Consider the following 13,823-nt stretch of genomic DNA (forward strand, 5'->3'; position numbering starts at 1 on the left):
CACCGGCTCCGCCCTCGCCGAAAAGTTTTGCGATCCTTGACGCGGGCTGATTTGGGGGCCATCCGGAGGATATGCTTCCGCACTCATGTGTGTGTGTTTTGACGGTAGGTTTGCCCGACCCGAGCAGGCAAACGGCCCGACCGGACGCGGGAGACGGATGAAGCGGCGGGATCGTTTTGCCCCGCAAAACAGACCAGAGCGCAATCCGGCGGAGCGGCCGGGGAGGGACGTGCTCGCGAGGCGGGCAAACCGGGGGCCTAGGTGCGACGCCGCGGTGAGGCCGCATGGCCGAATGCGCGACGGACCGAAGGGCCGTTCTCCCTTGCGACACGCAAAGCCGAGCTGGGGAGCCCGCAAGGCTTAGCCCAAGGTCAATGTGCAGGTGACTCCGCTGCCGACTATAAGGATTACTTGTCTAAGCATTCGACGTGATGGGCGGGAAGCAGACTTTCGCTGCTATCGAATTTTGAGAAGTACCTATTTGAGATATGAAGAGTTCGTCCCAAACACCGGGACAAGCATCGACAACCTTGGCTTTCTATTTGGAGCCTGTACGTCCTTTGAGTCAGGTTACCCCGACGACGGACACTCACGACACAGGTTTGTCAAATATACAATCGCCTTAAGTTGGCCTTAGCTCACCAGGATGCTCTTACCTCCGTACTCGGCCACCGCGCCCAGCATCTCTTCGATACGGATCAACTGGTTGTACTTCGCCAACCGGTCCGAGCGTGCAAGAGAGCCGGTCTTGATCTGACCACAGTTGGTCGCAACAGCGAGATCAGCTATGATAGAGTCTTCGGTCTCACCCGACCGATGCGACATGACATTGGTCATGCGGGCGCGGTGCGCCATACCGACGGCCTCGAGCGTCTCGGTCAGAGTGCCGATCTGATTCACCTTGACCAGCATCGAGTTTGCGCATCCCCGCTCGATGCCCATCGCAAGACGCGCCGGGTTGGTCACAAACAGGTCATCCCCTACGAGCTGAATCTTGTCACCCAGCCGGTCGGTCAACAACTTCCAGCCGTCCCAATCATCTTCCGAACAGCCATCCTCGATCGAGACGATAGGATAGTCGTCGCAGAGCCGCGCGAGGTAGTCGACATTCTCCTCGGATGTCAGCAACAAGCCTTCGCCATTCATGTTGTATTTGTCGTCGCGGTAGTACTCAGTCGCAGCACAATCCATGGCCAGGTAGAAGTCCTCGCCAGGCTTGTAGCCTGCATTCTCAATCGATTTGAGGATAAAATCCAGCGCATCGCGGGTCGAGCCGATCTCTGGAGCGAAGCCGCCTTCGTCGCCGAGGCCGGTCGACATGCCGGCCATCGAAAGCTCTTTTTTCAGCGTGTGGAACACTTCCGAGCCCATGCGCACGGCTTCGCGTATGTTCGCCGCCGCAACCGGCACAATCATGAATTCCTGGATGTCGATCGGATTGTCGGCATGCTCTCCCCCATTGATGATGTTCATCATGGGCACAGGCAAGACGCGTGCCGAAGTTCCGCCGACATAGCGAAAGAGCGGTTGACCGGTGGACTTGGCCGCTGCTTTGGCAACGGCCAGCGACACTCCGAGTATGGCGTTTGCGCCAAGGCGACCTTTGTTTTCGGTGCCGTCGAGTTCGCACATGGCCATGTCAATGGCCACCTGTTCGGTAGCGTCAAAGCCGACGATGGTCTCGGCGATCTCTGTGTTGACCGCCGCCACTGCCTCTAGAACTCCCTTGCCCATGTAGCGCGCCATATCACAATCGCGGCGCTCAACCGCTTCGTGCAAGCCGGTGGAGGCCCCTGATGGCACGGCAGCACGGCCAAGCGTGCCGTCGTCGAGGGTGACATCGACTTCGACAGTAGGGTTTCCCCGGCTGTCAAGGATTTCGCGTGCGTGGATGTCGATGATGGAGCTCATGGTGTTTCAGCCTTGTTCATTTTGATCAGCGGAAGGTCGCGACACGGATGTTGTTGGTGCTTCCCACTTGCCCGAAAGGGACACCTGACAAGACCACCATCTTGTCCCCGACATTCGGTGCCAGAAGGCGCTGGCATTCCGACCTGGCTGTTTCGACCATGCTGTCATAGTCCTCCGCTGTCGCCTCCAGAACCGAGCGGGCGCCCCAGACCAAAGCCATTCGGCGCGATACGGATTGGTCGCGAGTCATCACGATCAAAGGCAGTTTTGGACGTCGTGCCGCAATGCGCAGGCCTGTCAACCCTGACATGGAATAGGCCATGATGCACTTTGCGTGCAGTGCGCATGCGAGCGTTGCACCAGTATCGGCAATGGCATCGGCATCCGTCTGTGATGGCTCGCGCGAGGCTGTCATCGCCTTGGTGTAAAACGCATGACTTTCGGTTGATCGGATGATCCGGTCCATCACCTCGACGGCCTCAGACGGATAGGCTCCGGTCGCGCTCTCCGCCGACAACATCACGGCATCGGCACCATCATAGATTGCGGTGGCGACGTCTGACGCTTCGGCGCGGGTGGGCGCGGGGGAGGCTGTCATGGATTCCAGCATTTGCGTGGCCACGATCACCGGGCGGCAGGCGCGGCGGCACAGCGCGATGATTTCCTTTTGCCGCGCGGGCACGTCTTCGGGCGGGATTTCCACGCCGAGGTCGCCACGGGCAATCATGATGGCATCGGACCGGTTGATGATCGCGTCGATGCCGTCGAGCGCGGATGGCTTCTCGATCTTCGAGATCAGACCAGCCCGGCCGTCGATGATCCGGGCGATTTCATCGAGATCGGAGGATTTCTGCACGAAAGACAGCGCCACCCAGTCGACGCCGTGGGCAAGGCCGAACTCAAGATCTGCTCGGTCCTTTTCGGTTAGCACCGGCAAGTCGAGCACGCAGTCGGGCAGGTTGACCCCTTTGCGGTCGCTGACCTTGCCGCCTTCGATGACTTCGGCCTCAAGTTTGCCCGCCTGCTTGTCGGTAATTCTAAGTCGCACGCGCCCATCGTCGATGAACACCCGATGGCCCAGCTCAATAGCCGCGAATATCTCAGGGTGAGGCAAAGGCAGACATGTATCGTCTTTGGCCGTTTCAACGGGTAGAAAGCATACCTTCTCATGTCGGTCGAGAATACGAGCGCCACCGGCAATTCGCCCAAGTCTGATCTTCGGTCCCTGCAAATCCTGGAGGATCCCAATCGGCACGCCGACCTCGCTTTCCAAAGCACGGATTGCTGCGATGGTGGTCGCATGAATGTCATGTTCGCCATGGCTGAAATTCAGCCGGAAGGTATCAACCCCCTTGTTGAACAGGCTGCGTAACATGAACGGCGAGGCGCTGGCTGGCCCAACGGTTGCAACGATCTTGGCGCGTCTTTCGCGGATCATGGGATGTCCTTCGGTTAGGCCTGAGCAGGCGTCAAAGCACCACGACGGCGCGGAAATCATTCACATTGGTTAGGGTCGGCCCGGTGCGAATCAGGTCACCAGTGGCCTCGAACAGCGAATAGCTGTCGTGGTTCCTCAGATTGACAGTGCCATCCAGGCCTTTTGTTTGCGCGCGCTCCAGAAAGTCTGGGCCGATCACAGCACCAGCGGCATCTTCGGTGCCGTCGATTCCGTCGGTGTCCACCGCCAGGGCGTGAATGCCGGGATGGCCGTTCAGGGCAATCGCGAGGCTCAGCAGGAACTCGGTGTTCCGTCCGCCGCGCCCCGAGGAAGTATCGCCAATGGACACGGTTGTCTCACCCCCTGACAGCAAGACCACCGGGGCACGCGCTGGCGCAGCGTGACGGGCAACAGATTTCGCGATGCCCGCCATGGCAATGCCCAACTCGCGCGCCTCGCCTTCCAAGGCGTCCCCCAGCAGAACCGGCGTCACTCCAGCCTCTCGCGCCACCGTCGCTGCGGCCTCCAGCGACATCTGCGGTGTCGCGATCATCCTGAAATCGACCTCGAAATCAGTGGTTTTCTCGGCTTTAGCTAAAAGGATTTCACGCGCAGTCAACGGCAGGTCCGGGCCAAGCCGGTCGACCAGCTGCGAGAGGTCGTCGCCCGAAGAGGGGTCAGGCACAGTCGGTCCAGACGCAACAGCCGCAGGATCGTCGCCAGGGACATCGGAGATCGCAAGAGTCACCAATCTCGCTGGACTTGCAGCCTGAGCCAACCCGCCACCCTTGATCTTCGACAGCCTGCGCCGAACGCGGTTCATATCGTCGATGGTCAGGCCGGATTTCAGCAGCAGCTTGTTGACCGTGATCTTCTCTTCCAAGGTCAGCGGCGGTGTCGGCATCGGCATCAGCGCCGATCCGCCGCCCGAGATTAGCGCAATCACCAGATCGCCCTTTCTGGCGGCTTTTGCCGTTTGCAGAATGTCGCGTGCCGCTTCCAAGCCTGCCGCATCGGGTACGGGATGGGAGGCTTCTCGCACCGAAATGCGATCGGTGGGGACCGCGTGGCCAAAGCGGGTTACGACGATGCCCGAAAGCTCGACATCGGGCCAGGCTTTCTCCAGGGCACGCGCCATAGCCGCGGCTGACTTGCCCGCGCCGATGACGATGCAGCGACTCGTGGGCTTTTCAGGCAGGTGCCGTGCCAGAACCATCGCCGGGTCAGCTGCCGCGATGGCAGCCGTCATCATGCGGCGCAGCAGCGCCTTTACATCGTCCTCGGTCATTTGGCTGTCCTCAGATATTCTCGCCGCGGATCGCGTCGCAGACCGCATCAGTGACGTCCTGAGTGGTCGCTGTGCCGCCCACATCCGGGGTCATGATGCCTTCGGCGCACACCTTTTCCACGGCGCGCATCAGACGTTCCGCCGCAGCGGTCTCGCCCAGATGCTCCAGCATCTGGCTTGCGGTCCAGAAGGTGGCAACTGGATTGGCGATCCCCTTGCCGGTTATGTCGAAGGCCGAACCGTGGATTGGTTCGAACATTGACGGATAGCGGCGCTCGGGGTCAATGTTGCCGGTGGGCGCAACGCCGAGAGACCCCGCCAACGCGCCGGCAAGATCAGACAGAATATCTGCGTGCAGGTTGGTGGCCACAATCGTGTCGAGCGATTTCGGGTTCTTAACCATGCGAACGGTCATGGCGTCGACCAGCATTTTGTCCCAAGTCACATCCGGGAAATCCTTGGATACTTCCAGCGCAATTTCGTCCCACATCACCATGCCGTGGCGCTGTGCGTTGGACTTGGTCACGACAGTCAGGAATTTGCGAGAGCGCGACTGTGCCAGTTTGAAGGCATAGCGCATGATCCGCTCTACGCCGACGCGGGTGAAGATCGACACTTCAGTCGCCACTTCCTCCGGCATTCCCCGATGGGCGCGACCGCCTACGCCGGAATATTCGCCTTCTGAGTTTTCGCGCACGATCACCCAGTCAAGATCGCCCGGGCCAACTCCGGCCAGCGGCGAGGAAATTCCCGGCAGGATCTTAGTTGGGCGCACGTTGGCGTATTGGTCAAAGCCCTGGCAGATCGGCAGGCGCAGACCCCAGAGCGTCACGTGATCGGGCACGTCCGGCGCGCCAACCGCACCGAAAAAGATTGCGTCGAAATTTTTCAGCTGTTCGGTACCGTCCTCCGGCATCAATGCCCCGGTCTTCTTGTAGCGCTCTGAACTCCAATCGAACTCGGTAACATCGAACGCAAAACCGCCGTCACGGCGTGCCAACGCTTCCAGCGCCTGGTGCCCGGCGGCGATGACTTCGGGGCCGATACCATCGGCGGGAATGGAGGCGATCTTGTAGGTTTTCATTTCCTGGGTCCGTTCGTTGAGTTCCTGCGACTGCACTGATGCGCCATTTGCAGGGGCTGTTTGCTGGATCGTCATCTTATCTCCTCCTGTGTGACGTCAGTCCGACACTTGACATGACGCTACAGCTCTGGACTTGCCGCCCTCAATCTGCGTATGATTATATACAGATGTGAAATAGTGGCTATTGGAGCCGCGAGATTGGATACCGACCAGATCAGATGCTTCCTTGCGGTCGCGGAAACCTTGCATTTCGGGCGGGCCGCGCAATCGCTCGATATGTTGCCTGCCTCTCTGGGACGGCAAATTCGCTTACTTGAGGACAAGCTTGAAACGCGACTGTTCCTCCGGACCACGCGCAGCGTATCCCTTACCGAAGCGGGCACCAGCATTCTCGAAGAGGCTCGCGCTCTGGTCGCGCAGGCTGAGCAATTTGAAGAAAAGGTGCGCAACGTGCGCAAGTCAGAGACGCCGGTCCTGAAAGTTGGCGCCATCGATAGCGCGGCCGCAGGATTGATCCCGCAACTCTTGAAGCTGGTGCGTGAGGAGCAACCTGATCTCGAAATCCAGCTCTTCGAACAGAAGACCATCCACCTCTTGCCGAAACTGCTGAGCGGCTCGCTCGATATCGCTTTCTGTCGACCTCCGGATGTGCGCGATCAACGGCTCAACTTCCGGACGCTGTTTTTCGAAACCGCCGTAGTCGCCTTGCCAGAGAACCATCGGTTGGCTGATCAAAGCAGTATTGCGATCTCTGATCTGGCAGACGAACCTCTGATCGTGCCGGATCGCCGGTCCCGTCCACATTCGCACGATCTGACAATCAAGCTCTTTGTCGATGTCGGACTGACCGCGCGCATTGCCCAGGTGGCCGAAGAAAAGCAAACCATCGTCAACCTGGTCGCGGCGGGGACAGGCCTTGCCATCGTCCCGCGCTGGACGTCGCGGCTTCAGGTTCCCGGCGTCTCTTTCGTTCCCCTGTCCATTCCCGATGGAACGACGCGGTCAAAACTGATCCTCGCGGCGGCATGGACGCGCGGTACAAGAGATTCGGCACGCGACGCATTTCTTGCCGTGCTTGAAAGCCGTCTGCCAGAGTTGGAAGCTACGGCCTGATTATTTCATAATTGAATATAAAATTTGGCGCATAGCCCAAGGCCGCCCATCCCCGCATGATCTGTTTATTGTTGCGGCCCCCAAAATACGGGGCGCATCGGAGGACTCATCGGAGGAGGAAGTTCCATGAAATTCAAGACCATTTCCGCAGTCGCGGCACTGTGCGCCACGATCGCAATGCCCGTCGCCGCACAGGATCGCGACGGCTGGCCGAACAGCATCACCATCGGCACCGGCAGCCAGGGCGGCACCTATTTCACCTATGGCAGCGGCTTTGGCGCCATGCTCAGTGAAGTTCTGGGCCTGAACGCGGGTGTGGAAATCACCGGTGGCCCGGTTCAGAACGTGACGCTGGTGGAAACCGGCGAGCATCAGCTTGGCTTTGTCACCCTGGGCCCGGCAGACGAAGCGCGCCGCGGCGAAAGCCCGTTGATGCCCGGCGTCCCGCACGAGAATGTGCGCGCCCTGTTCCCGATGTACCAGACACCGCTTCAGGCCGCAGTGCTGGCCAGTTCTGACATCCAGAACTTCCAGGACCTCGTTGGTAAACGGATCGGGGTCGGCCCGGCGGGCGGCACCTCGGCGACCTACTGGACGCGCTATTTCAACGCCACCGACGACACCGCCAACATCTCAAACGCTGGTGGATCGGACACCGCAGGCCAGCTCAAGGATGGGCTGATCGACGCCTTTGTCTATGCCGCAGGTCTGCCCACGGGTGCCTATGCACAACTCGCCGTGGAAAACGACGTCCGCTTCCTGTCGATGGGCGACGAGACGTTGGCGACGATCAAGGAACTCGCGCCGGCGATGCAGGATTTCACGATCCCGGCCAACACCTACGAAGATCAGCCCGAGGACCTGCGCACGGTGTCGCTCTGGAACTTTGCCATCGCGCATCAGGACATGCCGGAAAGCCTGGCCTACGAGATCACCGCGATTGCGATGGAAAACCACGACCGCATGGTTCAGAACCACGCCGCCGCCAAGGAAACGCTGGCGGAAAACGTTCTGAAGAATGCCGTCATTCCGTTCCACCCCGGTGCCGTGCGCTGGTTCGAAGAGAACGGCTACGCGATCCCGGCGGACCTCAAGTAAACGTCCTCGCGTTTGCATGACACGGGCGGTCGAGTACGCTCCTGCCCGTGTCCCTTTTCAATCCCATTTCCCGGATGGCACATCATGTCCAATGCTCAACACCAAGAAGGCCCGTCCAGCGCGGATCCGGATCTTTCGCTGATCGAACAGGAAACCGCAAAGGCAAGCGTCGATGAAGATCCGCTTGCCGGTAACCAGCGGGAATTCACCGGCACGCGTAACCTGGTGGTTGCCGCCATGTGCGTCGCCTACTCTGTCTTTCATCTCATGGTCATGAACGTCTATCCGCTCGAGACCTGGGCCTACCGCCTGAGCCATGTCGGCGGGGGGCTCTTTCTCGGCTTTCTGCTGTTCGGCGCAAGCGCGTTGTCCGAAAACACCCGGGACGAAAACCGCAACCCGGCATCGCTGGCTCTGCTGGGATTTGCCGCTGCGGGAATTGGCTATGCGCTTGTCGCTGTTGCCGCGATCTGGATCAATGGCACTCTCACGGGCGTGGCGCTGCCCCCTGCCTGGGCCATGTCCACCTTCGGAATTCCGCTGGCCGCGGGTTCGGCGCTGGCCATCCTGCATGGCTGGCTTTTCCCGCAACGGGACCGTCACGCATTTTCCGCCGGAGACATCCTGCTAGCCGTCGCCGCGCTGGTCGCGACCGCCTACCTGATCTTTTTCGCGCGCCAGTTGCAGCTGCGCGCTGGCATGCCCATGGCGCTGCCCGGAGATATGTGGGCGGCGATCACCGGCGTGATCCTTATCATCGAACTGACCCGCCGCCTTGCAGGTATGGCGCTGGTGATCATCGCGTCGATCTTTGTTGCCTATTCCTTCCTCGGCCCGTGGCTGCCGGGAATCTTCGAACACCGCGGATATGACGCTAAGCGCTTCTTCTCCTACATCTTCACCGACAACGGCATCCTTGGCGCACCCATCGCGATTTCGTCGACCTACATCATCCTCTTCGTGATCTTCGCCGCCTTCCTGCAAACCACGCGGGTCGGCGAATACTTCGTCAACCTCGCCTTTGCCGCTGCCGGTCACAAGCGCGGTGGCCCGGCAAAGGTGGCGATCTTCGCTTCAGGCCTCATGGGCATGATCAACGGCACTTCGGCCGGCAACGTGGTGGCCACCGGATCGCTGACGATCCCGATGATGAAAAAGGTGGGCTACAAGCCGCAGACCGCCGCATCGGTCGAAGCCGCAGCATCGACTGGTGGGCAGATCATGCCCCCGATAATGGGCGCAGGTGCCTTCATCATGGCCGAAATCACCGGCATTCCCTACATGGAAATCGTCTCTGCCGCGATCATTCCGGCGGCGCTTTATTTCATCTCCGTTTACTTCATGATCGATCTGGCGGCCCAGAAAGCGAACCTCAAAGGTCTCCCGCGCGATCAACTGCCCAAGCTTGGCGCGTTGATCCGCCAGATCTATCTTCTGACCCCCATCATCGTGCTGATATATGCCCTCTTCGCTGGATACTCGGTGATCCGTTGCGGAACCCTGGCGATGATTACGGCCGCCGTGGTTTCCTGGCTCACGCCGCACCGGATGGGGCCGAAGCAGCTGTTTAACGCGCTCGACAATGGCGCGCGCATGGTTCTGCAACTGGTGGCGGTCTGCGCGACCGCGGGCATCATCGTGGGTGTCATCGCCCTGACTGGTATCGGCTCCCGCTTCTCGACAGTTCTGCTGGCGCTTGCGGACCAGAGCCAGATCTTGGCGCTGTTCTTCGCCATGGTCGTTTCCATCGTGCTAGGGATGGGAATGCCCACAACCGCAGCTTATGCTGTCGCAGCAAGTGTCATCGCACCGGGCGTCGTCAATCTTGGCGTAGAGCCGTTGATTGCTCACCTGTTCATTTTCTACTTCGCTGTGATGTCGGCGATCACCCCGCCTGTCGCCCTGGCGGCTTACGCCGGATCTGCGTTGGCAGGGTCCGACCCGGTAAAAACCAGCGTCGAGAGTTTCAAGATCGGCTTAGCGGCCTTTGTGGTCCCTTATATGTTCTTCTACTCCCCTGCGATGCTGCTTGAAGGCACTTGGTTCGAGATCGGCCACATCGCTATCACTGCGATTGTAGGCGTCTATCTTCTCTCCTGTGCCGTTCAGGGGTGGTTCATCGGACACGCAGGTGCTGTCGTTCGGGTTGCCCTTCTGGCAGCGGGTTTGTCAATGATCGCAGGTGGCTGGCTGACGGACGCCTTTGGCCTTGGCCTTGTTGTGCTTATTGCGGTCCTGCAGAAGCGCATTCTGACAGCGAAAGACCTCGCGCACGGCGCAGATTAGTAAAACCGAGGCGGTCGAAATGTTGACCGCCTCGACCACACAAGTTCCAGAGAAGTTAATGGGTCCAGATGATCGCGAACGTCTCTCCAGTCACCAGTAACTTACGTCACAGCTTTTTTGGGTGATGGTGGTATTGGTTAGGTTTATATATGGCGATTTCCGCATTGTTGGGTCACTGCCAAGACGCTTGAACCTAGATTCAGCTTTCCTGAAGTTTTGCTGACCTCCTTGCAGTCGCAAGACTTCAGAATTTTCGTGCAGCGCTCGATAAGACCATGTCCGCTTAGGATCGTAAACGCTCATTTCTTGCGAGGGAGTGAACTGGTGCTATGTCCGCTGACCTGGTCATTGCCCTGTTGAAAATTCTGCGCAGTTCACGAACGGCTGGTTTGGAGAAGCTGCGTTGCAGCGCTCGTCGATTATGTGAACGGCAAGTCTGGGCCGGCAACGACAGGTGGCCCGCTTCAGTCCAGATCGACGCCGCCGAGGCGCGGCGCATGGACATGCGTTTGCACAAGCAATGCAGCGGCCGCGCCGGCCAAAGCGCCGAACAGATGAGCCTCCCACGAGACGCCAGGTTGACCCGGAAGAACGCCCCAGAGAATGGAACCGTAGAGCAAACCGACCACCAGTGTCGCGCCCAGCGTGATCAGTGAGCGATCCACGAGGCCGCGCGCGACGAGGAAGCCAAACCAGCCGAAGACGAGCCCTGACGCGCCGATATGGATGGCCGAGCTTCCGAACAGCCAGACAAAACCGCCGCCGAGGCCGATCACCACGGCGTTCACCGGCAGCAAGGCTCGCGTGGTCGTTGCCACCAACAGCCCACCCATCACCAATAGCGGCGGCGTATTTGCCATAAGGTGCGCGAAACTTCCATGCAGGAGGGGCATGGCGATGACACCATCCAATCCGCTTACGTGCCGGGGGATCAGGCCGAAGGCCGGGTTCAAGCCGTAACCGATAGTCCAATTGAGGAGGTGAACCGCCCAGAGCAGTGCGACAAAGGAGACAAGCGCCGCGGTGCGCCGAAAGAAGGCGCGCATGTGATCCCGGTTCATCATGTTGGCGACAGTAGACGTCCCCACAGCGCCTTCAACGGCTTTCGCGCGCTGCACAGGGTGCCACCTTTGGGAAAGGGGGTTTGAGGCGGCCAACCTCGGTACGGCTCAAGCCAAGAGAATGGCTCGGATCTTACACGGTGTTCCCCGGACGAAAGGGCTGCGGTTCACGCTCGGGGCGCTTCAAGGCTTCGGCGTATTTACGGGCATTGTCATCGATCGTGCCGTGCCAAAGCTTCGAGACGAAGGCGCGAGCGTCTTGGACAGTCATGTCCTTCAGCGAAGAGGACAGCGCCATGAAAAGCTCATCCTCGCTGATCGCAGCGGCACGGTGCATGGCTTCCGCGTAAAATGACGGGTCGTTGAGAACCTGCTCGTTCAGCGGCATCCGCGCGAGGTTCTCTTCCGGGATCGCCATGAAGATCGTGTCCTGCAGGTCGGTCAGATAAGCCCTGTGCGATGTGGACACCGGTTTTCCCGCCGCCTTGGCCTCCAGATATGCCTGCCTTGTCCTGTCGAGCTTCGCCCTTGCATGGGTCATGATGACTTCACGCTTTCGGGCGGGTAGCGCGAATCCGGTGCAGCGCTCGATATGGGCGAGGAGATCTGCAACCTCTGCCTCAACATTAAAGCTCTCGAACCATGGAACCGTCCCTGATCTAGCCGCCACGCGCCCGCCCTCGATGTTACGATAATATATTTATGCATCACATTTACACCTGATCGCAAGCGGGTGGCGTCCTTCACGCCAACGGACACGGAAAGAGGGGAACCGTGATCCCACGGTTCCCCTTTGGGTTCAGATCGTCTCCCCCTCGCGCGCCGATTAGGCGACCAAGGAGAGCCCCGCGCCTGCATCCTGCGGCTGCTCACCGCTGTCGATGAACGGGATGATCGAGAAGGTCTGGCCGCCGCGCTGTTCTTCGTTCTGCACGGCGTTCACGCGCAGGTCGCCATCGGGCGTGTTGATCAGCAGCGACAGGTAGTCATTGCCCGTGCGACTGCTTTTGGCCATCCAGGCCGAGCCGATGCGGATCGGTGTGCCCCGGGGCGAGCTGACCTCGATGCGGTAATCGGGGTGGGTCTCCTCGGATTTGTAGCTGTTCTCGATCAGTATGAACTCCAGATCGAACATCATGTTGGCGATGTAGCCGGTGAAGGCGTTGTCAGCGTCCATGGCGGTGAGCTCGCCCGAGATCGAGCCGGATTTCATCAGGCCGTTCGAGACCAGCGGGATGATCTCGAACGCGCCGCTTTGGGCCGCGCGCGCCTCTTTCGTCTGCACCGCGTTGACCCGGCACGGGCCGAGGCCGACATCGATCTGCATCGAGATGTAGGGGTTGCCGCTGGTATTGCCGGTCTCGTTCCAGGCCGTGCCGATACGCACCTTGCGGCCTGATTTGTTGACTGCCGTCACGTCGTAATCCGGGCTGCGTTCAGACATCTTGGCCCGTGCCTCCAACTGGATGGCGATGTCAAAGCGCGTCGAGTGGATCATGCCGGTGTACTGAACGGCTGCGGTCTCGACATTGCGGGTGAGGGTTCCTGCGAACATGGGATGGTTCCTTTTGGATTGGCCGGTGCCTGACGTTCTTGCCAACGCATCGGGGATTGCTTTCTCGACCCCTCTTGGGATCACAAATCAGAAAGCTCGCTTTCCTTTCAGCCCCGCCCACGGGTCAGAGCTGCCGTCCGAGTGGGAATGCCCCCGCGCCTCCGGGTGCTACGCCCCTCCCCTGCCCGTCTGGTCTTGATTGGTTGCCCGGATTTTCTGCGGCGTCCTTCGATTGCGCGACGAAGAACACCGTTTCTTTTCCGTTCAACCGGTGCCCGCTCCGGTCGGTCAGGCCGATGCAGCTACCGTTCGGCTGATAGGTGATGAGGTACTGACCGAGCCGGTCCTTGTGGACAACGTAGCCGGTATTGGCCCAATGCACGGTCTGGCCGGCATCGACGGCCGCCTTGATGTCTTCGAGTGTCATGCGATCCTCCTCAAGAAGAATGGTGGGGAAACGACGCAAGAAGCCCGATCGTCCAACCGGGCTTCCATGCAGTATTCGTTTGGCAAACGGCCAAGAGCTGTCAGGCGCTTTGCGTGGCTTGCGTCGCGCGCGACGCCATCCAATCCTTCAGGCCAAGAACCGTTCTTCCGGCGGCGACCTCGGAGGCCCAGGCAACCCTTGGGTCGCCGCAGGGCTCATTGCCGACATGCCGGTCGATGTGGCCATTTGCCATCCATGGCTCAGGCTGGATCCGTCGAAGCCAGTCCGCCATGCTCGGAATGCGGCCCTGACAGTCTTCGCGGACATGCTGCTCGCCGATCCAGCGCACGGGGATCTCTCGACCTGCGCTATTGGTCAGGGTCAGGCCGAAGACACGTTCGGCCTCGAACAGGCCTTGAGCGTGGTGGCGCATGGCTCGGTGCGTGAAGAGCGCGAGATGCTCTTTCGAGGCGTCAAACCAATCGTGCACAGCCTGATAGTCAGACGGCACCCCGCCGAATTTCCGGGCAGAGCTTTCAGCATGATGAAGCGGATGGGCCAT

Annotated in this window: 12 protein-coding genes; 3 read left to right on the top strand and 9 right to left on the bottom strand. The window is 60.0% G+C overall.

The features are described from left to right. Positions 1-633: 633 nt before the first annotated feature. From eno to PGB28_RS11410, 4 genes are read right to left on the bottom strand one after another with little or no spacing between them, the layout of a single operon-like run. Positions 634-1,911 carry a phosphopyruvate hydratase gene (gene eno / locus PGB28_RS11395; RefSeq protein WP_242110408.1) on the bottom strand — a complete coding sequence of 426 codons (1,278 nt, stop codon included), beginning with the start codon at positions 1,909-1,911 and terminating at the stop codon, positions 634-636. Positions 1,912-1,936: 25 nt separating this feature from the next. Continuing rightward, on the bottom strand, positions 1,937-3,349 hold the full coding sequence (pyk, locus tag PGB28_RS11400; RefSeq protein WP_271421647.1) for a pyruvate kinase: 1,413 nt from the start codon (positions 3,347-3,349) through the stop codon (positions 1,937-1,939). Between the two features lie 31 nt (positions 3,350-3,380). Beyond that, entirely contained in the window at positions 3,381-4,637 is a 1,257-nt protein-coding gene (locus tag PGB28_RS11405) for a glycerate kinase type-2 family protein (RefSeq protein WP_271421648.1), read from the bottom strand. Positions 4,638-4,647: 10 nt separating this feature from the next. Continuing rightward, a complete protein-coding gene (locus tag PGB28_RS11410) occupies positions 4,648-5,721 on the bottom strand; it encodes a tartrate dehydrogenase (RefSeq protein WP_242110469.1) in 1,074 nt (357 codons plus the stop codon). 198 nt (positions 5,722-5,919) lie between these two features. Here PGB28_RS11410 and PGB28_RS11415 point away from each other — a divergent pair, with 198 nt between their 5' ends. From PGB28_RS11415 to PGB28_RS11425, 3 genes are all read left to right on the top strand, one after another. Continuing rightward, positions 5,920-6,834 (top strand): LysR family transcriptional regulator, encoded by a 915-nt coding sequence (locus PGB28_RS11415; protein ID WP_271421649.1) that lies wholly within the window; start codon positions 5,920-5,922, stop codon positions 6,832-6,834. Positions 6,835-6,960: 126 nt separating this feature from the next. Continuing rightward, on the top strand, positions 6,961-7,932 hold the full coding sequence (locus PGB28_RS11420) for a TAXI family TRAP transporter solute-binding subunit (RefSeq protein WP_271421650.1): 972 nt from the start codon (positions 6,961-6,963) through the stop codon (positions 7,930-7,932). Between the two features lie 84 nt (positions 7,933-8,016). Beyond that, the gene (locus tag PGB28_RS11425; protein ID WP_271421651.1) at positions 8,017-10,218 is read left to right on the top strand and encodes a TRAP transporter permease; all 2,202 of its coding nucleotides are present in this window, start codon (positions 8,017-8,019) and stop codon (positions 10,216-10,218) included. Between the two features lie 464 nt (positions 10,219-10,682). On the opposite strand, the gene PGB28_RS11430 is transcribed toward PGB28_RS11425, so the two are convergent. From PGB28_RS11430 to PGB28_RS11450, 5 genes are all read right to left on the bottom strand, one after another. After that, positions 10,683-11,282 (bottom strand): rhomboid family intramembrane serine protease, encoded by a 600-nt coding sequence (locus tag PGB28_RS11430; protein WP_271421652.1) that lies wholly within the window; start codon positions 11,280-11,282, stop codon positions 10,683-10,685. A gap of 130 nt (positions 11,283-11,412) precedes the next feature. Further along, positions 11,413-11,820, bottom strand: a complete 408-nt coding sequence (locus PGB28_RS11435) for a hypothetical protein (protein WP_271421653.1) — start codon at positions 11,818-11,820, stop codon at positions 11,413-11,415. A 285-nt stretch (positions 11,821-12,105) separates the two neighbouring features. Continuing rightward, a complete protein-coding gene (locus PGB28_RS11440) occupies positions 12,106-12,834 on the bottom strand; it encodes a DUF736 family protein (protein WP_271421654.1) in 729 nt (242 codons plus the stop codon). A 124-nt stretch (positions 12,835-12,958) separates the two neighbouring features. Next, on the bottom strand, positions 12,959-13,261 hold the full coding sequence (locus tag PGB28_RS11445; RefSeq protein ID WP_271421655.1) for a hypothetical protein: 303 nt from the start codon (positions 13,259-13,261) through the stop codon (positions 12,959-12,961). Between the two features lie 100 nt (positions 13,262-13,361). Then, on the bottom strand, positions 13,362-13,823 hold the full coding sequence (locus tag PGB28_RS11450; RefSeq protein WP_090270149.1) for a DUF6915 family protein: 462 nt from the start codon (positions 13,821-13,823) through the stop codon (positions 13,362-13,364).

The sequence above is a fragment of the Primorskyibacter aestuariivivens genome, assembly GCF_028023675.1.
GTDB lineage: Bacteria > Pseudomonadota > Alphaproteobacteria > Rhodobacterales > Rhodobacteraceae > Marinovum > Marinovum aestuariivivens.